Origin of the sequence: Thiococcus pfennigii, assembly GCF_016583835.1 — a bacterium.
GTDB lineage: Bacteria > Pseudomonadota > Gammaproteobacteria > Chromatiales > Chromatiaceae > Thiococcus > Thiococcus pfennigii.
Window position 1 is genome coordinate 2501 of the sequence record NZ_NRRW01000090.1, and the last position, 20982, is coordinate 23482.

A 20982-nucleotide genomic window follows, 5' to 3' on the forward strand; every position below is an offset into this window, starting at 1 on the left:
TAGGGCGGGACACGTGAAATCCTGTCTGAAGATGGGGGGACCATCCTCCAAGGCTAAATACTCCCTACCGACCGATAGTGAACCAGTACCGTGAGGGAAAGGCGAAAAGAACCCCGTTGAGGGGAGTGAAATAGAACCTGAAACCGTATGCGTACAAGCAGTGGGAGCCCCTTTGTGGGTGACTGCGTACCTTTTGTATAATGGGTCAGCGAGTTACATCTCAGTGGCGAGCTTAACCGACTAGGGGAGGCGTAGCGAAAGCGAGTCTTAAATGGGCGTTAAGTCGCTGGGAGTAGACCCGAAACCGGGCGATCTACCCATGGCCAGGGTGAAGGTGCGGTAACACGCGCTGGAGGCCCGAACCGGGATCTGTTGAAAAAGATTCGGATGAGCTGTGGGTCGGAGTGAAAGGCTAATCAAGCCCGGAGATAGCTGGTTCTCCCCGAAAGCTATTTAGGTAGCGCCTCGTGAATCACTCTTAGGGGTAGAGCACTGTTTCGGCTAGGGGGCCATCCCGGCTTACCAAACCGAGGCAAACTCCGAATACTAAGAAGTGCGATCACGGGAGACAGACGGCGGGTGCTAACGTTCGTCGTCGAGAGGGAAACAACCCAGACCGCCAGCTAAGGTCCCTAAATCATGGCTCAGTGGGAAACGATGTGGGAAGGCCGAGACAGCCAGGAGGTTGGCTTAGAAGCAGCCATCCTTTAAAGAAAGCGTAATAGCTCACTGGTCGAGTCGTCCTGCGCGGAAGATGTAACGGGGCTCAAGCCATGTACCGAAGCTGCGGATGCCAGGCAACTGGCATGGTAGGGGAGCGTTCCGTAGGCCGTTGAAGGTAGATCGAGAGGTCTGCTGGAGGTATCGGAAGTGCGAATGCTGACATGAGTAACGAGAAAGGGGGTGAGAGTCCCCCTCGCCGAAAGCCCAAGGTTTCCTGCGCAACGTTCATCGGCGCAGGGTGAGTCGGCCCCTAAGGCGAGGCCGAGAGGCGTAGTCGATGGGAAGCAGGTTAATATTCCTGCACCACTTATTACTGCGATGGGGGGACGGAGAAGGCTAGGTCGGCCGGCGGTTGGAAGTGCCGGTTCAAGCGTGTAGGCAGATCCCTTAGGCAAATCCGGGGGGTTAATGCTGAGGCGTGATGACGAGTCTCCACGGAGGCGAAGTGATTGATGCCCGGCTTCCAAGAAAAGCCTCTAAGCTTCAGGTAATGAGTGACCGTACCCGAAACCGACACAGGTGGGCAGGGTGAGAATCCCAAGGCGCTTGAGAGAACTCAGGTGAAGGAACTAGGCAAAATGGTACCGTAACTTCGGGAGAAGGTACGCCCCTGGTACGTGAAGCCACAAGCGGGCCGAGCGGACGGGGGTTGCAGTGACCAGGCCGCTGCGACTGTTTACTAAAAACACAGCACTCTGCAAACTCGAAAGAGGACGTATAGGGTGTGACGCCTGCCCGGTGCCGGAAGGTTAAGTGATGGGGTCAGCCGCAAGGTGAAGCTCTTGATCGAAGCCCCGGTAAACGGCGGCCGTAACTATAACGGTCCTAAGGTAGCGAAATTCCTTGTCGGGTAAGTTCCGACCTGCACGAATGGCGTAACGATGGCGGCACTGTCTCCACCTGAGACTCAGTGAAATTGAAATCTCGGTCAAGATGCCGAGTACCCGCGGCTAGACGGAAAGACCCCGTGAACCTTTACTACAGCTTCACACTGGACTTTGAACCGACTTGTGTAGGATAGGTGGGAGGCTATGAAGCAGCCACGCCAGTGGTTGTGGAGCCGACCTTGAAATACCACCCTGGTTTGTTTGGAGTTCTAACCTCGGCCCGTGATCCGGGTCAGGGACCGTGTGTGGTGGGTAGTTTGACTGGGGCGGTCTCCTCCCAAAGCGTAACGGAGGAGCACGAAGGTACCCTCAGCGCGGTCGGAAATCGCGCAATGAGTGCAAAGGCATAAGGGTGCTTGACTGCGAGACGGACAAGTCGAGCAGGTACGAAAGTAGGTCTTAGTGATCCGGTGGTTCTGTATGGAAGGGCCATCGCTCAACGGATAAAAGGTACTCCGGGGATAACAGGCTGATACCGCCCAAGAGTTCATATCGACGGCGGTGTTTGGCACCTCGATGTCGGCTCATCACATCCTGGGGCTGAAGTCGGTCCCAAGGGTATGGCTGTTCGCCATTTAAAGTGGTACGCGAGCTGGGTTTAGAACGTCGTGAGACAGTTCGGTCCCTATCTGCCGTGGGCGTTGGAGACTTGAGGGAAGCTGCTCCTAGTACGAGAGGACCGGAGTGGACGTACCTCTGGTGCACCGGTTGTCACGCCAGTGGCACAGCCGGGTAGCTAAGTACGGACGGGATAACCGCTGAAAGCATCTAAGCGGGAAGCCCCTCCCAAGATAAGGTCTCCCTGGACCCTTGAGGTCCCTGAAGGTCCGTCGAAGACCACGACGTTGATAGGCGGGGTGTGGAAGCGCGGTAACGTGTGAAGCTAACCCGTACTAATTGACCGTGCGGCTTGACCATATAACACCCGAAGGCTTTGGCCGGTGGTGTTGAGATGTGACCACGCAAAGCGCGAAGCGATCGAACCGAATGCTTGCTGGCCGCCCCTGGGAGGGGCGGTCGGCCAACGATTTACCTGGCGGCCACAGAGCACTGGAACCACCTGATCCCATCCCGAACTCAGAAGTGAAACGGTGTATCGCCTATGATAGTGTGGGGCCTCCCCATGCGAAAGTCGGTCACCGCCAGGTCCCTACCCAAAAAGCCCGCTGAGTCTTGCACTCAGCGGGCTTTTTTTTGGCCTCGGGCTTGATCTCGGGGGCGTGTCCACAATCTCTTGCGAATACGGCACGGGGGTACGTTCGTCGGTGCCCGTGGAGCTGCGCGTTCAGCGCAGCGTGGGCGCGTGGCGGTGCGGCGTGTCGGCCCGGTCCGTATTGGCTCACGAGTTGTGTCGGGGATCGCGATGTTTGACCTACATTGTCACATGTTGCCGGGTATCGATGATGGCGCGCAGGATCTCGATACCGCGTTGGAGATGGCGCGCCTGGCCGTCGCCGACGGGATCAGGCTGACGGCCTGCACCCCTCATATCTATCCGTCGCTCTACGAAAATCGCGCAGACGATATACAGGCCGCGGTCGAGCGCTTCCGCGGTCATCTACAGGCGGCCGGGATCCCGCTCGAGGTCACCTATGGCGCCGATATCCAGTTGGTGCCGGAGTTGGTCGAGGAACTCGACCGGCGGTCCTTTCCGACCCTGCACGGTTCGCGCTACTTCTTGTTCGAACCGCCGCATCATGTCGCGCCACCACACTTCTCCGAGGTGCTCTTCGATGTGCTCTCCAGCGGCTATATCCCCATCATCACGCACCCGGAGCGACTGACCTGGCTCGATGACGAGCACTACGACTGGTTCACGACGGCCGCGCGGCGCGGGGCCTGGCTGCAGTTGACGGCGGGTTCGGTCGTTGGGCGCTTCGGGCGCGGGCCGCGGTATTGGGCCGAGCGCATGCTCGATGACGGTGTCGTGCACATCCTCGCGACAGATGCCCATGACACTGGACGTCGACCACCCTGCCTGGCGGAAGGGCGGGAGGCGGCGGCGGCCTGGGTTGGTGCAGACGAGGCGGAGCGAATGGTCGTTGGTCGCCCGCAGCTTGTCGTAGATGACCGGCCAGCGGATGGGCTGCCACTGCCTCCGGGGCTGACCGGGCGGGCGAGGCCGGCGACGGCCGGCCGGCCGGCTAGTGGGGGGTGGTTGAAGCGCCTGTTCGGCGCGCACGGCTGACGGGCCGTAGGTCGGGTTAGCCCCTCGGGGGGGCGTAACCCGACGGCCGGCGACGCGGCGCCCGTCGAGGCCGCTGTCGGGTTACGGCGCGCGCGAGCCTGTTCGTTGTCAGCGATCGCCGTGCGGCGCGCCTGACCCGACCTACGGGCCGTGCCGATCTGCGCCGGGGCCGTAGGGCGGGAAAGCGCAGCGCATCCCGCCGTGCCCTCGGGGCGTAACCCGACGGCCGGCAATGCCGATTCCTCGGGTTCCGGGTTGGGGTTCCTGCGTCACCCCAACCTACGCGGCTGCGGGTCCGGTAGGTCGGGGCGACGCGCGGGTGTGGTCAGGTCGCCTCGTGCGGTCGATCCGGGACCTTGAGGGTCACGAGTTCTTCGGCGCTCGTCGGGTGTAGGGCAACGGTGGCGTCGAGGTCGGCCTTGGTTCCGCCCATCTTGACGACGACGGCGAAGCCCTGAAGCATCTCGTCGACCCCGTCGCCGATCATGTGGATCCCGACGATCCGCTCGTCGGGGCCGACGCAGACGAGCTTCATCGCGGTCCGTGCCGGGTGTGCGCTCAAGGAGTAGCGCATCGGTGTGAAGGCCGTGCGGTAGACGGTGACGGCGTCGCCGTGGCGTTCGCGGGCCTCGCGCTCGGTGAGCCCGACCTTGCCGGCCGGCGGGTGGCTGAAGACGACCGTCGGCACGTTGTCGTAGTCGAGCTTGGCCTCTGGCTTGTCGTTGAACAACCGCTCGGCGAGCCGTCGACCGGCGGCGATCGCGACCGGTGTCAGTGGCTCGCGGCCGGTCACGTCGCCGACGGCATAGATGCCGGCGACGTTGGTGTTCTGATAGGCGTCGACCGCGATCAGACCGCCCTCCTGCGTCTGCACCCCGACCGCCTCGAGGCCCAGTCCAGCGCTGTTCGGGCGGCGTCCGACTGCCCAGATGACGGTATCGAAGCCATCCAGCCGCTCGCCGCCGCGGCGCAGCAGCGCCTTGCCGTTCGGGGTCTCGGCGAGACCTGCGACCTCGAAGCCGAGGTGGGTCTCGATCCCTTGCTCGGCCATGTTTTCGGCCAGGACCTCGCTCGTCTGGTCGTCGAAGGCGAAGAGCATGCGGTCCTCCAACGCGACCAGGGTCACCTCGGAGCCCAGCGCCCGCAGCACCCCGGCGAGCTCGACGCCGATGTAGCCGCCGCCGATGATCGCGACCCGCCGTGGTTGCTCGGGTAGCGCGAAGAAGCCGTCCGAGGTGATGCCGAGCTCGGCGCCGGGCATCCCGGGGACGATCGGCGCGCTGCCGGTCGCGATGACGATGTGGTCGGCCGTGTAGCGCGCGTCGCCGACGGCGATCGTGCGGGCGTCGACGAAGCGGGCATGGCCGGTCAGTCGGGTCATGCCGAGTTCGGTGGCATAGCCCTCCCAGTAGTCGTTGATGCGCGCGATGTAGCGGTCGCGCTCGGCGACCAGGCGAGGCCAGTCGATGCCCTCTAGGTGGGCCCGCACCCCGAAGCCCGGGGCGTCGGCGACCCCGTGGGCCAGGTTGGCGGCGTACCACATCACCTTCTTCGGGACGCAGCCGGCGTTCACGCAGGTGCCGCCCAGTTTGCCGGCGTCGACGATGGCCACTCGGCGAGCGAACTGGGCGGCCTTCTCGGCGACGGCGAGTCCGCCGCTGCCGCCGCCGATGGCGATCAGGTCGAAGTGATTGTTCATGTCGGTTCCTTGTTTGAGGCCGTGAGGCGCAGCGCCCGGCGGAGATGCCTGCTGGTGCTGGCGTCGAGCCGGGGCGATCGATCAGGCATCGTCCGCCGGGTCGCCAGCCGGAAGACGGGCGCGCGAAGGCCCCACCGGTCTTCGGGGGACCGGTGGGGCCGATGCACCGCTGTGCTCGGGTTCAGGCGGTGGTCAGGCCGCGGCCCGCGCGTCGAGCCACGCGGCCAGGTCGTCGGACCCGCCGATGTGCCGTCCGTTGACGAAGACCTGCGGGACGGACTTGGCCCCTGCGACGGCCCGCAGCGACTGCTCGGTGTAGTCGCGATTGAGCAGCAGTTCCTCGAAGTCCATGCCGGCCTGCGTCAGCATCTCCTTGGCCTTGACGCAGAACGGGCAGCCGGGTCGCGTGAAGACGGTCACGTCGGCCGGCTTCGGGGTGCTCGGTGCCAGATACTCGAGCATGGTGTCGGCGTCGGATACCTCGTAGGGGTCGCCTTCGACCTCCGGCTCGACGAACATCTTCTCGATGACGCCGTCGCGCACGAGCATCGAGTAGCGCCAGCTGCGCTTGCCGAAGCCGAGGGCGGCCTTGTCGACCAGCATGCCCATGCCCTCGGTGAACTCGCCGTTGCCGTCGGGCAGGAAGCGCACGTCGGGCGCCTTGAGGGCGTTCTGCCACTCGTTCATGACGAAGGTGTCGTTCACCGAGACGCAGCAGACCTCGTCGACGCCGTGGGCCTTGAAGAAGGGCACCAGCTGGTTGTAGCGCGGGACGTGCGAGGACGAGCAGGTCGGCGTGAAGGCCCCGGGCAGCGAGAAGACCACGACGGTCTTGCCGCCGAAGATCTCGTCGCTCGTCACGTCCACCCACTCGTGGTTGCGACGGGTCTTGAAGGTGACGCTGGGGATACGCTGGCCAGTACGGTCGTGCGGCATCGTTCGAACTCCTTGGAGGCTGTGAAATCGGAAGATCCAGATTGCGTTCCGGACGGTGCAATATTGGAAAATGCAGGGGCATTAGTAAAATGGAATATACGAATCGGGTCAATCGGCGTTGGCGATCGACGCGCCCGGGCGACGGTGCCGTCCCTCCTCGCGAGGGGGCGCGGGGCGTCGTTGGCGATTGTCTTCGGCGGCGTTTCCCGTAACATCGTCGGCAACGCCATTTGCCTTGGAATCCCCCATGCGTTTGCTCCTTTCGTCGCTCGCGCTGCTCGCCGCGTTCCAGCTGGCCGGCTGCGCCTCCACGGGCTATCGGGCCGATGCCGAGGTCGGTCTGCGGCCGGTCTCGGCGGGGGTCGGGTCGGTCTCTGGCGATCTGGCCGGGCGGCCGGGCGTCGAGTCCTTGATCGATCGCCTGGTCGCCAGCGGCGACTATGATCGAGGGACCCTGGTGGCGATCCTCTCTCGGGTCGAAAGCCAGCCCTGGATCATCGAGCTGATGGACCGCCAGGCGACCCCGAGCCGGGCGACCGGCCCGACCGGTGCCTGGACGCGCTACCGCGCCCGCTTCGTGACCTCGGAGAGTATCGCCAACGGTGTCGCCTTCTGGCGCCGCCACGAGACGGCGCTCGAGCGCGCCGAGGCGCGCTACGGGGTCCCGCCCGAGTATGTCGTCGCGATCCTCGGGGTCGAGACGCGCTACGGCGGCTACCTCGGCACGACGCGGATCCTCGATGCCCTGGCGACGCTCGCGTTCGACTATCCGCGCCGCGCCGAGTATTTCACGCGCGAACTCGAATCCTTTCTCGTGATGTGCCGCCACGAGGGTATCGATCCGCTCGCCCCGCGCGGTTCCTACGCTGGGGCCATGGGCCTCGGCCAGTTCATGCCGACCAGCTTCCACGGCTATGCCGTCGACTTCGACGGCGACGGACATCGCGACCTCTGGGGGGCGAGCGATGCGATCGGCAGCGTCGCCAACTATCTGAGCGGACACGGCTGGCGGCGCGGCGAGCCGGTCGCGGTGCCGGCCCGGGCCATGGGTTTCACCCCCAAGTCGCTGGAGGCCGGCTTCGCCGCCCGTTATCCGGTGAGCCTGCTGGTCAGCCGCGGCATCACCGCGGTCAATCCGCTGCTCGGTTACCGCGAGGCGAGCCTGCTCGAGCTCGACGCGACCGACCGCTACGAGTACTGGCTCGGGCTCGACAACTTCCAGGTCATCACCAGCTACAACCGCAGCACCTACTACGCGATGGCCGTCCATCAGTTGGCTCAGGAGTTGCGCCGGGCGAAGGGCGAGGGCCCGATCCTGACCCGGCTCGGGCAGGAGGGGTCGGCCCGAGGGCTGGCGATGGCGGTTGACTGAGCGGGCCCCGGCGCCCGCGACGCTCGACGCCGTCGCCGTCGAGCGGCTGCGGGGCGTGGCGAGCCGGGTCGCCGAGCGGTTGGCGCGGCTCGGCATCGCGACCGTCCAGGATCTCCTCTTCCACCTGCCGCTGCGTTATCAGGACCGCACGCGGCTGGTGCCGATGGGCCAACTGCTGCCCGGTGCCGAGGCCCAGGTCGAGGGCACGATCGCCGCCGCCGAGGTCGCCCAGGGTCCGCGTCGGACGCTCCGGGTCTGGCTCACCGACGGGCGTGCCGGTCTGGTGCTGCGTTTCTTCCACTTCACCGTTCGGCAGACGGCCGCGCTGCGGGCCGGGGTGCGCCTGCGTTGCTACGGCGAGGTGCGCCAGGGCTTCCAGTCGCTGGAGATGGTGCATCCGGAATATCGCCTGGTGGCGGCCACGGACTTGCCGCCGCTGGACGCGGCGCTGACGCCCGTCTATCCGACCACCGAGGGGCTCGGCCAGACGACCTGGCGGGCCCTGACCGATCAGGCGCTGGATTGGCTGCGGCGCGACGCCGCGGCCCTGCCGGAGCTGGTCCCGGAGGCACTCCTCGCCGGGCGCCGGTGGCCGTCGCTGGCCGAGGCATTGATCTTCCTGCACCGCCCGCCCGTGGATGCCTCGGCGGCCGACCTGCGCGAGCGTGGCCACCCGGCGTTTCGCCGCCTGGCCCTCGAGGAACTGATCGCCCACCAGCTCAGTCTGCGCCGGGTGCGTCGCCGCCAGCACCAGTGCCGGGCCCCGGTCCTGACCGGCGACGGTCGGCTGCGCGCGCGGCTCCTCGCCGGTCTACCGTTCGCGCTGACCGGCGCCCAGCGCCGGGTCGGCGACGAGATCGCCGCCGATCTGCGCCGATCGCACCCGATGCAGCGGCTCTTGCAGGGCGATGTCGGCACCGGCAAGACGGTCGTCGCCGTGCTCGCGGCCCTTCAGGCGATCGAGGCCGGCCATCAGGTGGCCCTGATGGCCCCGACCGAGCTCCTCTCCGAACAGCACCAGCGCAATCTCGCCGGCTGGCTCGGGCCGCTCGGGTTCGAGCCACTGTGGCTCGCCGGTCGCCACAAGGGCCGCGCCCGGGCGACGCTCCTCGAGCGGATCGCGGCCGGCGAGGCGCCGCTCGTCGTCGGTACCCACGCCCTGTTCCAGGACTATGTGGCCTTCGCCCGGCTCGGCCTCGTCGTCATCGACGAGCAGCACCGCTTCGGCGTGCACCAGCGGATGCGGCTCCTGGGCAAGGGACAGGCGGCCGGGCAGGTGCCGCATCAGCTCATCATGACGGCGACGCCGATCCCGCGCTCGCTGGCGATGACCCTCTATGCCGATCTCGACCTGTCGGTCATCGACGAGCGCCCGCCCGGGCGCCAGCCGGTCACGACGGTCGCCATCCCGGACGGCCGCCGCGACGAGGTGATCGAACGGGTGCGGGCCTTCTGCGCCGACGGGCGTCAGGCCTACTGGGTCTGCACGCTGATCGAGGAGTCCGAGGCCCTCCAGTGCCAGGCCGCCGAGGATACGGCCCGGGCGCTGGCCGAGCGCCTACCGGGCCTGCGGGTCGGGCTGGTCCATGGGCGCCTCAAGGGGGGCGAGCGCGATGCCGCAATGGGGCGTTTCGTGGCCGGCGAGCTGGACCTGCTGGTCGCCACGACCGTCATCGAGGTCGGCGTCGACGTGCCGAGCGCCAGCCTGATGATCATCGAGAACCCCGAGCGGTTGGGCCTCGCGCAGCTCCACCAGTTGCGCGGGCGCATCGGTCGTGGGGCCAGCGAGAGCCACTGCGTGCTCCTCTACCACGCCCCCCTCTCAGACCAGGCCCGCACCCGGCTCGGCCTGCTGCGCGAGAGCGACGACGGCTTCGCGATCGCCCGCAAGGACCTGGAACTGCGCGGTCCGGGCGAGGTGCTCGGTACCCGCCAGACGGGCGCCGTGCAGTTCCGCATCGCCGATCCGCTGCGCGACGAGGCGCTGCTCGCCGAGGCCCAGCGGCTCGCCGACCGGATGCTCGCCGATCATCCTGCGCTGGTCGATCCGCTGATCGCCCGTTGGCTCGGCGGGCGCGAGGCCTATGGGCTGGTCTGATGGCCGCTGGTCTGACGCACTGGGCTCGCTGTGACATAATCGCCCGATACCGCAATCGGCTTCCAGCGCACGGCACCGCGCCATCGAGAGGCAGCTGCTGACATGACCCTTTCCGACACGAACATCGCCCGCTCGCCCGCGTCCTCCTGGCGCGAGCGCCTGTCGGCCTATGCCAGGCTCACCCGAATCAACCGCCCGATCGGTATCTTCCTGCTGATGTGGCCGGCGCTGTGGGCGCTCTGGCTGGCCGGGGCCGGACAGCCGCCGTGGGGCGTCGTCGTCATCTTCCTCGGTGGCGGTGTGCTGATGCGCTCGGCCGGCTGTGCGATCAACGACTTCGCCGACCGCGATTTCGACGCCCACGTCGCGCGCACCCGTGCCCGGCCGCTCGCGGTCGGCGACGTGACGCCGCGCGAGGCCCTGGCGGTCTTCGTCGTGCTGAGTCTGCTGGCCTTCGGCCTGGTCCTCATGCTGAATTGGCAGACCATCGCCATGTCCGTCGTGGCGCTCCTGTTGGCGGCGATCTACCCGTTCATGAAGCGCTTCACCCACATGCCGCAGCTGTTTCTCGGCGCCGCCTTCGGCTGGGCGATCCCGATGGCCTTCACGGCGATCACCGGCTCGGTCCCCGGCTTCGCTTGGCTTCTCTTCGCCACCGCGCTGATCTGGGCGCTGATCTACGATACCCAATACGCGATGGTCGACCGCGAGGACGACCTCAAGATCGGCGTCAAGTCCACGGCGATCCTGTTCGGCCGCCACGATCTCGCCGTGATCGCGGTCCTGCAGGTCGCGATGCTGCTCCTGCTCGTCGTCATCGGGGTCTGGGCCGGGCTCGGCGCGGCCTACTTCGGCGGGGTCGCCGTCGCCGGCGGTCTGTTCGCCTACCAGCAGTACCTGACCCGCCGGCGCGAGCCGGCCGCCTGCTTCAAGGCCTTTCTCAACAACAACTACTTCGGGATGGCCATCTTCATCGGCCTGGTCCTGGATTATGCGCTTACCGTCTGATGCGGGTCCCTCCGGGGCCCGACGGCCTGCCATCGGTTCCCGTTCGACGACAAAGCCCTTTGCGTCGATGTCTGGAAACGATCTGACCCTGATCGCTCCAGGCCAGGGCCCTGTGCGTCGCACAGGGCCCTGCGGGTCTATTGCCCGTCCGTGCTGACGGTGACCGCCGGCGGCGCGTCGGTCGTCGTCTTGGTGCTGCGATTGCCCTTGCTGCGGCAGTAGCCTGCGACCTGGGCCCCGCTACTGCGGGTGTAGCCACCGACCCAGGTGCAGTTGGCCTGCGCGGTGCAGGCGGGCTGCTCGAGTCCCTTGCAGGCCGACTGCGCACCGGCCATGAGCGGGGTAACGAGCAGGGCGATGGCCAGCGCGGCCAGGGGGGCGGGGTGGAGACTCCTTGGTGACGTCATGTCGTCGCTCCTCATTCAGGTCCATGGTTCCCTGCATAACTCCGTGTACTTCCGTTGCAGGTATTTAAGAGCGTAGGCCATGCCCGCGGCATGTGCAAGGTCGCCGACGGCCGGCGAGGTCCTGGGCCGTAGGTCGGATTAGCCCCGCGGGGCGTAACCCGACGGCCGACAACGCGGTCCCTGCCGAGGCCCGTGTCGGGTAACGGCGCGCGCGGGCTGTTGGTTCTCAGCGACCGCCTTGCTGGCGCGCCTAACCCGACCTACGGCCGTGCCGATGTTCGCCTGGGCCGTAGGTCGGGTTAGCCCCGCGGGGCGTAACCCGACGGCCGACAACGCGGTCCCTGCCGAGGCCCGTGTCGGGTAACGGCGCGCGCGGGCTGTTGGTTCTCAGCGACCGCCTTGCTGGCGCGCCTAACCCGACCTACGNCGTAACCCGACGGCCGACAACGCGTCCCCTGCCGAGGCCGGTGTCGGGTTACGGCGCGCGCCGGGCTGTTGGTTCTCAGCGGCCGCCGTACCGGCGCGCCTAACCCGACCTACGGCCGTGCCGATGTTCGCCTGGGCCGTAGGTCAGGTTAGCCCCGCGGGGCGTAACCCGACGGCCGACAACTCGGCGCCTGCCGAGGCCGGTGTCGGGTTACGGCGCGCGCCGGGCTGTTGGTTCTCAGCGGCCGCCGTACCGGCGCGCCTAACCCGACCTACGGCCGTGCCGATGTTCGCCTGGGCCGTAGGTCGGGTTAGCCCCGCGGGGCGTAACCCGACGGCCGACAACTCGGCGCCTGCCGAGGCTGGTGTCGGGTTACGGCGCGCGCGGGCTTTTGGTTCTCAGCGACCGCCGTACCGGCGCGCCTAACCCGACCTCGGCCGTGCCGATGTTCGCCTGGGCCGTAGGTCGGGTTAGCCCCGCGGGGCGTAACCCGACGGCCGACAACGCGTCCCCTGCCGAGGCCGGTGTCGGGTTACGGCGCGCGCCGGGCTGTTGGTTCTCAGCGGCCGCCGTACCGGCGCGCCTAACCCGACCTACGGCCGTGCCGATGTCGCCGGTGGCGTCGGGTTTGGCCCTGGGAGGGTAACCCGACGGGTTGTCGGGGCGGGGCGCCTCAGCGGTGTTCGGCGGCGAGGTCCAGATAGAGGGTGTGCAGCCGTTCGATCTGGGGGGCGAGCGCCGCCGGGTCGCCGCGATTGTCGATGAGGTCGTCGGCCCCGGCGAGGCGCGCGGCGCGGGTCGTTTGGCTGGCCAGGATGCGCTCGATCTCCTCCGGCGCGAGCCCGCTGCGCGCCTGGACGCGGTCGATCTGGAGCGCCTCGGGCAGATCGACGACCAGGACCCGGTCGGCGATGGCCTGCTGTCCCGTCTCGAAGAGGAGCGGAATGACGAGGAGCACGTAGGGCGCCTCGCACCGCGCCGTCTGCCTCTCCATCTCGGCGCGGATGCGTGGGTGGAGGATGGCCTCCAGGCGCCGGCGCGCCTCGGGGTCGCCGAAGACGCGCGCGCGCAGGGCGTCGCGATCGAGGCCGCCCCCCCGGGCGAGGACCTGGGGGCCGAAGGTGACGGCGATTTCGGCGAGTGCCGGACGGCCCGGTTCGACCTGTTCGCGGGCGATCAGGTCGGCGTCGATGACCGGTGCCCCGAGGCGGGCGAAGCCCTCGGCGACCGTCGATTTGCCGCTGCCGATCCCGCCCGTCAGGGCGATCCGCAGCGGTCTCACCCGAGGCCGCTCCAGTTCAGATAGGCTCGGTTCAGGGCGTCGCCCCAGAGCAGGCTGATCCAGCCGGCGATCGCCAGGTAGGGGCCGAACGGGATCGGAATCTGTCGGTCATGCCCGCGGGTCAGGATCAGCAGGAGTCCGATCACGGCCCCCGCGAGCGCCGAGAGCAGGATGATCTGGGGCAGGTGCGTCCAGCCGAGCCAGGCGCCGAACAGTGCGAACAGCTTGAAGTCGCCGTAGCCCATCCCCTCCTTGCCGGTCGCGAGCCGGAACAGGTGGAACAGGCCCCAGAGGCTCAGGTAGCCGAGCGCCGCGCCGAGGATCGCCGAGTGGCTGTCGGTGAAGGGCTCGGCGAGGCTCAGCAGCAGGCCGAGCCAGAGGAGCGGCAGCGTGATCCCGTCCGGGAGGAGTTGGGTGTCGAGATCGATCACGGCCAAGGCGATCAGGCCCCAGGTCAGGGTCAGGGCGGCCGCCCCGGCCAGCGTCGGGCCCAGCTGCCAGACGACGGCCACCGACAGCAGCGCCGTCAGGGCCTCGATGACCGGGTAGCGCCAGCCGATCGGTTCGCGGCAGGCCGAGCAGCGCCCGCGCAGGGCGAGGAAGCTCAGGACTGGAATGTTCTCGTAGAAGCGGATGCGGTGCCCGCAGTGCGGACAGTGCGATGCGGGTCGGCTCAGCGTGAGCCGCTCCCCGGGCGGGGCGGTGGGCGCCTCGCCGGCGAGTTCGGCACAGTCTCGCCGCCATTCCTCCTGCATCATCCGCGGCAGGCGCAGGATCAGGACGTTGAGGAAGCTGCCGACGATGAGCCCGAAGAGGCCGGTGATCGTCAGGAGCAGGATCGGGCTTTCGCCGATCGATTCGAGCAAAGCCATCGGTGGTCCTTCGGGAAGCGGCGAGGCGGACGGCGCGCCCGGCTCGCCGGCGTTGCGGGTGGCCCTATTAAACCACGGCCGCGAGCTTGAAGATCGGCAGGTACATCGCGATCACGAGGCCGCCGACCAGGCTGCCGATGATGACCATGATCATCGGCTCGAGGAGGCTGCTGAGGGCGTCGACGGCGTTGTCGACCTGCTCTTCGAAGAAGTCGGCGACCTTGGCGAGCATCTCGTCGAGGGCCCCGGACTCCTCGCCGATCGCGGTCATCTGGATGACCATGTGGGGGAAGAGGTCCTGCTGGCGCATCGTCAGCTGTAGGGCCTGGCCGGTGGCGACGTCCTCGCGCATCCGTTGCACGGCGTTGGCGTAGACGACATTGCCGGTGGCCCCCGAGACCGAGTCGAGCGCCTCGACCAGCGGGACGCCGGCGGCGAACATGGTCGAGAGGGTCCGGGCGAAGCGGGCGATCGCGGCCTTGTTGAGGATGTCGCCGATTACCGGGATCTTGAGGGATACGCGGTCGGCCAACTCGCGGAGCTTGGCCGAACGCTGGAAGGCGTTCTTGAGCGCGAAACCGAGGATCACCAGGCCGATGCCGATGGCCCACCACCACTCGCGCAGAAAGTCGGAGATGGCGATCACGAGCAGCGTGAAGGCCGGCAGGTCCGCGCCGAAGCTCGTGAAGAGGTCTTTGAACTGCGGGATGACGAATAGCATGATCACCGTCGTGACGATGACGGCCACGGCGATGACGGCGGCCGGATAGAACAGGGCCTTCTTGATCTTGCCCTTGATCGATTCGGTCTTCTCCTTGTAGGTGGCGATCTTGTCGAGCAGCGCGTCGAGGACGCCGGCCTGCTCGCCGGCGGCAACCAGGTTGCAGACGAGATCGTCGAAGTAGAGCGGATACTTGCGCAGGGCGACGGCCATCGTCGTGCCGCTCTCGATGTCGGCCTTGATCGCCAGGATCAGGTCCTGCATGGTCGGGTTCTCGTGGCCACGCCCGACGATGTCGAACGCCTGCACCAGCGGTACCCCGGCGGTCATCATGGTGGCGAGCTGGCGCGTGAAGACGGCCAGGTCGGCGCTGCGGATCTTGCGCTTGGTGCCGCCGAAGAGGGGCTTGGGCTTCTGGCGGACCTTCAGCGGGCTGACCCCCTGGCGGCGCAGTTCGGCGCGCACCGCGGTCATGTCCGCGGCGCGCAGTTCGCCCTTGATCTTCTTGCCGCGCCGGTCCGTGCCCTCCCAGGCATAGACGGCCGGCGCCTCGAGCGGCTTCGGCTGCGCGGCTGGCTTCTTCGTCAGGGTGATCTGGGCCATGGGATTATTCCTTCGTAACCCGGTTGAGCTCTTCAAGGCTCGTGATGCCGGCCTTGACCTTCGAAAGCCCCGATCGCCGCAGGTCGGCGACGCCCTCGCGTTGGGCCTCGTCGGCCAATTGCAGCGCGTTGCCGCCCTCCATGATCAGCCGCCCGATCGTCTCGGAGACCCGCATCACCTGGAAGATGCCGGTACGGCCGCGGTAGCCCTTGGTGCAGCGCTCGCAGCCGACGGGTCGGTAGATGGTCACGCCCTCGTCGATCTCCGCGTCGGTGAAGCCCTCGATGAGCAGTGCCTCGCGCGGCAGATCCTCGGCCGCTCGGCAGTGGGGGCAGAGCCGTCGCACCAAGCGTTGGGCCATGATCAGCAGGACCGACGAGGCGATGTTGAAGGGCGCGACGCCCATGTTGGCGAGTCGGGTCAGCGACTGGGGGGCGTCGTTGGTGTGCAGGGTCGAGAGTACCAGGTGACCGGTCTGGGCGGCCTTGACGGCGATCTCGGCGGTCTCCAGGTCGCGGATCTCGCCGACCATGATGATGTCCGGGTCCTGGCGCAGGAAGGCGCGCAGCGCCGCGGCGAAGGTCAGCCCGGTCTTCTGGTTCATGTTGACCTGGTTGATGCCCGGCACCAGGATCTCGACCGGGTCCTCGACGGTCGAGATGTTGACCTCCGGCTGGTTCAGCATGTTGAGCGCCGAGTAGAGGGTCACCGTCTTGCCCGAGCCGGTCGGGCCGGTGACGAGGATCATCCCGTAGGGCTTGCCGATCGCCTCGAGGAAGGCGTCGCGCTGCGCCGGATCCATGCCGAGTTCCTCGACGCCGACCGTCGCGGCCGAGGAGTCGAGGATGCGCAGCACGACCTTCTCGCCGTAGAGGGTCGGCAGCGTATTGACGCGGAAGTCGATATCGCGGTTGCGGCTGAGCTTCAGTTTGATCCGCCCGTCCTGCGGGATGCGCCGCTCGGCGATGTTCATCCGCGACATGACCTTCAGGCGCGCGACCAGCCGCGCGGCGATGTTGGTCGGCGGGTTGGCGACCTCGCGCAGCAGGCCGTCCTGGCGGAAGCGGATCCGGAAGGTCTTCTCGTAGGGCTCGAAATGGATGTCCGAGGCGCCGCCGGCAATCGCGTCGACGAGGACCTTGTTGACGTAGCGGACGATCGGCGCCTCGTCGACGTTCAGGTCGTTGTCGCGGGTCTCGTCGTCGTCCGTCGCGATGTCGAGCGTCTCCAGCTCGGCATCCATGATGTCCGTCATCGTCGTGTCTTGCGCCTCGATCGCCCGATCGATCGCGACGCCGAGCTTGTCCTCTTCGACCAGGACCATCTCGACCGTCAGACCCGTGTTGAAGCGGATCTCGTCGAGGCCTTGGTCGTTGGTCGGATCCGAGACGGCGAGGAACAGCCGATTGCCGCGGCGGAAGATCGGTAGCGCGCGATGGCGGCGGATCAGCCGCTCGTCGACCAGGCCCGTGGGCACTTGCTCCAGGTCGAGGGTGCCGATGTCGAACAGCGGCACGCCGAATTCGTGACAGGCGGCGATCGCGATGCGTCGGCTGTCGAGGATCTTCTGCTGCACCACGTACTGGACGAAGGGTTCGCGACGCTTCAGGGCCTCGGCATGGGCGGTCCGCGCCTCGTCCTCGCCGATCAGGCGGTCGCGCACCAGCCGCCAGGCCAGGCCGGAGGGGTTCAGGGTAGGTTGCGAGGTGGCCATGCGATGCCCCGAAGGCTGAATCGTGAAGCGGCCCCGCCCTGCCGGGCGGGGTCGGCGGGGGACCTTGCGCGCCCCGGCGCCTCGTCGACAGCGAGGGGCTCGGGATGGTGTTCCGTAGCGCGCCCGCGCGGGTTGCCGGGGCGCCCGGACGGTGACAAAGGACGGGCGCCCGCCAGCGGTTCGCGCGCTTCGGGACTCGGTGGCGGGCAGCGCCTCGTCGTCCTCGCGACGGGCCGATCCTGCCTTGGTGAGAGTCGCGCCTTAGGGTCCGTCAATGAGGTTCCATGCCAGAGAGACGATAAGAAGATCGCGCGCGAGCCGACCCTGGCGCATCGCAAGGATGCCCCGTCTTGAAAAATTGCCTGGATGGCAAGTTTTCAAGGTCCCCGCAATTCCCGGCGGGGTGGCGGACGATTCCGGGTCGCGGTTCGGACGGGCTGCCGACCGGCCCTCCAGGAGTGTAAATAGCCGCTGGCGACTTTCAAAGTCCTATCGTTACCAGGCGAGGGCACCCGGAAGCATTCAAGGTGCCCGTGAATCAGCGCCCCTCGTGCCGGGTACCCTCAGGGTACGCACCGCGTACCGATCCGCCTCCGACCGGTCGCGAAACGGTCGCACGCTCAGCGATTGAGCGTCGTGGCGAGTCGCACGTTGCTGGCGGTGAAGCCGTTGTCTTTCTGCTCGCTCTCGTTGAGGTAGAACTCGAGGATCGTCTCGCGATTCATCAGCAGGTCTTCGTTGACGTCTTCGGCCAGCTCGTTGGCATGACAGAAGACGCTCATGTAGGGCGAGCCCTCGTCGCGCGGATCGGTGATCCAGAGATTGGGCGAGATGCGCTCCAGGACCCTCAGGAAACCGTACCCCTTGTCGGTGAACCACTTGGAGCAGACGCCGCGTACGCAGGAGCCGGCCTTGCCCCAGTCGTTGCGCGGTTCGTAGGCGATCGGCAGCAGTTCCGGGATCAGATAGCCGGAGTAGAAGGTGTCGACGGCCTGCTGTAGCTGGCGCGAGACATTCTTGAAGCCGATCAACTCGACACGACAGCCGTGGTTCTGCAGTGCGTTGACGACCTGCAGGAAGTCGCCGTCGCCGGTAACGAGCAGGACCTGATCGAGCGTGTTCGCCTGGAGCATCGCATCGACGGCCATGTCGAGATCGGCATTGGCCTTGGTCGTGACGTTGCCGTTCTCGTCCGTGTAGCGGCGGACGTGCTTGACGGTGATCTTCCAGCCGAAGTCCCGCACCATCTGTTGGTAGGCGCGGGCCTTCTTCGCGTATTCGTGATCCTCGCGGGCGCGCTCGGAATCGAAGGCCATATAGGTGTTCAGCCGCAGCAGTTCGCCACCTGTGCGCGCGGCGAAGCGCCGCAGCACGTCGTAGCGCATCTGGTAACCGCCGTTGTAACGCACATTCTCGGCGTCGACGAAGACGCCCACTCGCACACCGCAACTCAAGATGACGGACCTCGAATTTGAAACGAAGGACACGCCCGAACCCCTGGGTCGATTCGTGAGCATCTGCTGCAACCGACTGTAATCAATGCTCGGGCGACGTTCGGAGAGACGAATATCAATTGGAACTGGATGGCGCGGTGCCGGGGCGATGGGCATCGCGCGGTTCCGCCCATGCCATCGACTAGCGACGCTTGGTGCATGGCCCGCGCCCCCCGGATCGGTGTACGGCCGGTAGCGCGCCCGGGCGAGCCTCGACACTCGCGACCGACATGCCGTCACGAGGCGCAGATATCAAGGCGCGGGCGCCGACCGCAACGGGCCGTGGCGTTGCCCGAGCGGACGAGGACGCCCCGGGGCGGCGGCCCCGGGGCGGGCACTGGCGCCGCCTACTGGTTGGCGCGGTTGTCGATCAGGTCGTTGACGACGCCCGGATCGGCCAGCGTCGAGGTATCCCCGAGCGTGTCGATCTCGTTGGCGGCGATCTTGCGCAGGATGCGGCGCATGATCTTGCCGGAGCGGGTCTTCGGCAGGCTCGGCGCCCACTGGATGATGTCGACGGTCGCGATCGGTCCAATCTCCCCGCGCACCAGGGCCACCAGCTCCTTCTTCAGCGCATCGGTGGGCTCGACGCCGGCCATCGGCGTGACATAGGCGTAGATGCCCTGGCCCTTGAGATCATGCGGATAGCCGACGACGGCCGCCTCGGCGACGTGCGGATGCAGGACCAGCGCCGACTCGATCTCGGCGGTGCCCAGGCGATGGCCGGAGACGTTCAGCACGTCGTCGATGCGTCCGGTGATCCAGTAGTAGCCGTCCTCGTCCCGGCGGGCGCCGTCGCCGGTGAAGTAGTAGCCGGGATACTGGCGGAAATAGGTCTCGACGAAACGCGCATGATCACCATAGACGGTGCGCATCTGACCCGGCCAGGGTCGGCTCAGGACCAGCGCCCCCTCGCCCGGACCCTCGATCAGGGTGCCTTCGGCCGGATCGACCAGGGCCGGCACGACGCCGAAGAAGGGTAGGGTGGCCGAGCCCGGCTTCAGGGTCGTGGCGCCCGGCAGCGGGGTGATCAGGTGGCCGCCGGTCTCGGTCTGCCACCAGGTGTCGACGATCGGGCAGCGCTCGTCGCCGACGACTCGGTAATACCACTCCCAGGCCTCGGGGTTGATCGGCTCGCCGACCGAGCCGAGGATGCGCAGCGAGGCGCGCGAGGTCTTCTTGACCGGGTCCTCGCCGGCGCGCATCAGGGCGCGGATGGCGGTCGGGGCCGTGTAGAAGATCGACACCTGGTGCTTGTCGACGACCTGCCAGAAGCGCGAGACGTCCGGGTAGTTCGGGATGCCTTCGAACATCAGCGAGATGGCCCCGTTGGCGAGCGGGCCGTAGACGATGTAGGTGTGGCCCGTGACCCAGCCGACGTCGGCCGTGCACCAGTAGACCTCGCCGTCCTGGTAGTCGAAGGTGTACTTGTGCGTCATCGCGGCGAAGACCAGATAGCCGCCGGTCGTGTGCAGCACGCCCTTCGGTTTGCCGGTGGAGCCGGACGTGTAGAGGATGAAGAGCGGGTCCTCGGCGTCCATCTCCTCGGCCGGACAGTCGGTCGCGGCACCGGCCATGGCCTCGTGGTACCAGACGTCGCGGCCTTCGGTCCAGTCGATCGACCCGCCGGTGCGGCGCACGACGAGCACGGTGCTGACGTTGGGGCACTCGGCCAGCGCCGTGTCGGCGTTCTTCTTCAGTGGCACGTGGCGGCCGCCGCGCACGCTCTCGTCGGAGGTGATCAGGGCCTGGCAGTCGGAGTCGAGGATGCGGTCGCGCAGGCTGTCCGGCGAGAAGCCGCCGAAGACGATCGAGTGCACGGCGCCGATGCGGGCGCAGGCGAGCATCGCCACGGCGGCCTCGGGGATCATCGGCAGGTAGATGCAGACCCGGTCGCCCTTCTTGACGCCGCGCGACTTCAGCACGTTGCCGAGCTTGCAGACCTCGGCGTGCAGCTCGCGATAGGTGAGTTTGCGGTCCTCGTTCGGGTTGTCGCCCTCCCAGATGATGGCGACCTGATCGCCGCGGGTCTCCAGATGGCGGTCCAGGCAGTTGTAGGCGATATTGAGCTTGCCGCCGCCGAACCAGCGGATGTGCAGGTCGTCGGCCTGGAAGCTGTAGTCCATCACCTTGTCCCACTTCTTGGACCAGGTGACGAAGCGTTCGGCCTGTTCGGCCCAGAAGCCCTCGGGGTCGTCGACCGAGCGTCGATACATGCTCGCGTAGAGGTCCTGGGTGATATGGGCCTTGGCGGCGATGGTCTCGGGGACGGGGTAGGTCTTTTGCTCCGACATGTCGGGCTTCTCCTCTTCGTCGTCGTGATGTCTTGTTGGGTTGCCTCGCGCCGCGAGCCGTTGCGGCATCGGGCGCGAAGCGGCGAAAAGTCAGGCAATACTATACTTTACCCTCGTTGTTCGCCACTTGCCCACCGCGCGGGGGGAATGTCGCAGCCGAACAGGGCCTTGCGGCGCCGCGGCCCGTCGGTTGATCGCGAGGGTCGGGCGCCCATCTAGTCGGAAACGCCCCCACGACAGGACCCCGCCATGCGCGCC

Annotated in this window: 13 protein-coding genes and 2 rRNA genes (1 of these 15 running past the window's edge); 6 read left to right on the forward strand and 9 right to left on the reverse strand. The window is 67.2% G+C overall.

What is annotated here, in order from left to right; translation table 11 throughout:
* The 3 genes from CKO41_RS17240 to CKO41_RS17250 all read left to right on the forward strand — a co-directional run.
* Positions 1 to 2528: ribosomal RNA gene (locus tag CKO41_RS17240) — 23S ribosomal RNA — on the forward strand (it extends 363 nt beyond the left edge of the window).
* Positions 2529 to 2642: 114 nt separating this feature from the next.
* A 5S ribosomal RNA gene (gene rrf, locus CKO41_RS17245) occupies positions 2643 to 2758 on the forward strand.
* 215 nt (positions 2759 to 2973) lie between these two features.
* Positions 2974 to 3798 carry a tyrosine-protein phosphatase gene (locus CKO41_RS17250; RefSeq protein WP_200383170.1) on the forward strand — a complete coding sequence of 275 codons (825 nt, stop codon included), beginning with the start codon at positions 2974 to 2976 and terminating at the stop codon, positions 3796 to 3798.
* Positions 3799 to 4123: 325 nt separating this feature from the next.
* Here CKO41_RS17250 and gorA read toward each other — a convergent pair whose 3' ends face one another.
* Both gorA and CKO41_RS17260 read right to left on the reverse strand, forming a co-directional pair.
* Positions 4124 to 5497 carry a glutathione-disulfide reductase gene (gorA, locus tag CKO41_RS17255; RefSeq protein ID WP_200383171.1) on the reverse strand — a complete coding sequence of 458 codons (1374 nt, stop codon included), beginning with the start codon at positions 5495 to 5497 and terminating at the stop codon, positions 4124 to 4126.
* Positions 5498 to 5689: 192 nt separating this feature from the next.
* Positions 5690 to 6433 (reverse strand): glutathione peroxidase, encoded by a 744-nt coding sequence (locus CKO41_RS17260; RefSeq protein ID WP_200251955.1) that lies wholly within the window; start codon positions 6431 to 6433, stop codon positions 5690 to 5692.
* Between the two features lie 247 nt (positions 6434 to 6680).
* Here CKO41_RS17260 and mltB point away from each other — a divergent pair, with 247 nt between their 5' ends.
* The 3 genes from mltB to ubiA all read left to right on the forward strand — a co-directional run bounded on the left by mltB (position 6681) and on the right by ubiA (position 10911).
* Positions 6681 to 7805, forward strand: a complete 1125-nt coding sequence (mltB, locus tag CKO41_RS17265; RefSeq protein WP_200383172.1) for a lytic murein transglycosylase B — start codon at positions 6681 to 6683, stop codon at positions 7803 to 7805.
* On the forward strand, positions 7798 to 9903 hold the full coding sequence (gene recG / locus CKO41_RS17270; RefSeq protein ID WP_200383173.1) for an ATP-dependent DNA helicase RecG: 2106 nt from the start codon (positions 7798 to 7800) through the stop codon (positions 9901 to 9903). The genes mltB and recG overlap by 8 nt, the downstream gene beginning before the upstream one ends.
* 102 nt (positions 9904 to 10005) lie before the next feature.
* Entirely contained in the window at positions 10006 to 10911 is a 906-nt protein-coding gene (ubiA, locus tag CKO41_RS17275) for a 4-hydroxybenzoate octaprenyltransferase (protein ID WP_200251952.1), read from the forward strand.
* Positions 10912 to 11048: 137 nt separating this feature from the next.
* Here ubiA and CKO41_RS17280 read toward each other — a convergent pair whose 3' ends face one another.
* From CKO41_RS17280 to acs, 7 genes are all read right to left on the reverse strand, one after another.
* Positions 11049 to 11318, reverse strand: a complete 270-nt coding sequence (locus CKO41_RS17280) for a hypothetical protein (protein ID WP_200383174.1) — start codon at positions 11316 to 11318, stop codon at positions 11049 to 11051.
* A gap of 1100 nt (positions 11319 to 12418) precedes the next feature.
* Complete coding sequence (coaE, locus tag CKO41_RS17285; RefSeq protein WP_200383175.1) at positions 12419 to 13027, reverse strand: dephospho-CoA kinase; 609 nt, start codon at positions 13025 to 13027, stop codon at positions 12419 to 12421.
* On the reverse strand, positions 13024 to 13899 hold the full coding sequence (locus CKO41_RS17290; RefSeq protein ID WP_200251946.1) for a prepilin peptidase: 876 nt from the start codon (positions 13897 to 13899) through the stop codon (positions 13024 to 13026). The genes coaE and CKO41_RS17290 overlap by 4 nt, the downstream gene beginning before the upstream one ends.
* Before the next feature lie 67 nt (positions 13900 to 13966).
* Complete coding sequence (locus tag CKO41_RS17295) at positions 13967 to 15223, reverse strand: type II secretion system F family protein (protein WP_200251944.1); 1257 nt, start codon at positions 15221 to 15223, stop codon at positions 13967 to 13969.
* A gap of 4 nt (positions 15224 to 15227) precedes the next feature.
* The gene (pilB, locus tag CKO41_RS17300; RefSeq protein WP_200383176.1) at positions 15228 to 16937 is read right to left on the reverse strand and encodes a type IV-A pilus assembly ATPase PilB; all 1710 of its coding nucleotides are present in this window, start codon (positions 16935 to 16937) and stop codon (positions 15228 to 15230) included.
* A gap of 620 nt (positions 16938 to 17557) precedes the next feature.
* The gene (locus CKO41_RS17305; protein WP_200251941.1) at positions 17558 to 18391 is read right to left on the reverse strand and encodes an NYN domain-containing protein; all 834 of its coding nucleotides are present in this window, start codon (positions 18389 to 18391) and stop codon (positions 17558 to 17560) included.
* A 386-nt stretch (positions 18392 to 18777) separates the two neighbouring features.
* A complete protein-coding gene (gene acs, locus CKO41_RS17310) occupies positions 18778 to 20724 on the reverse strand; it encodes an acetate--CoA ligase (protein ID WP_200251938.1) in 1947 nt (648 codons plus the stop codon).
* Between the last annotated feature and the right edge of the window lie 258 nt (positions 20725 to 20982).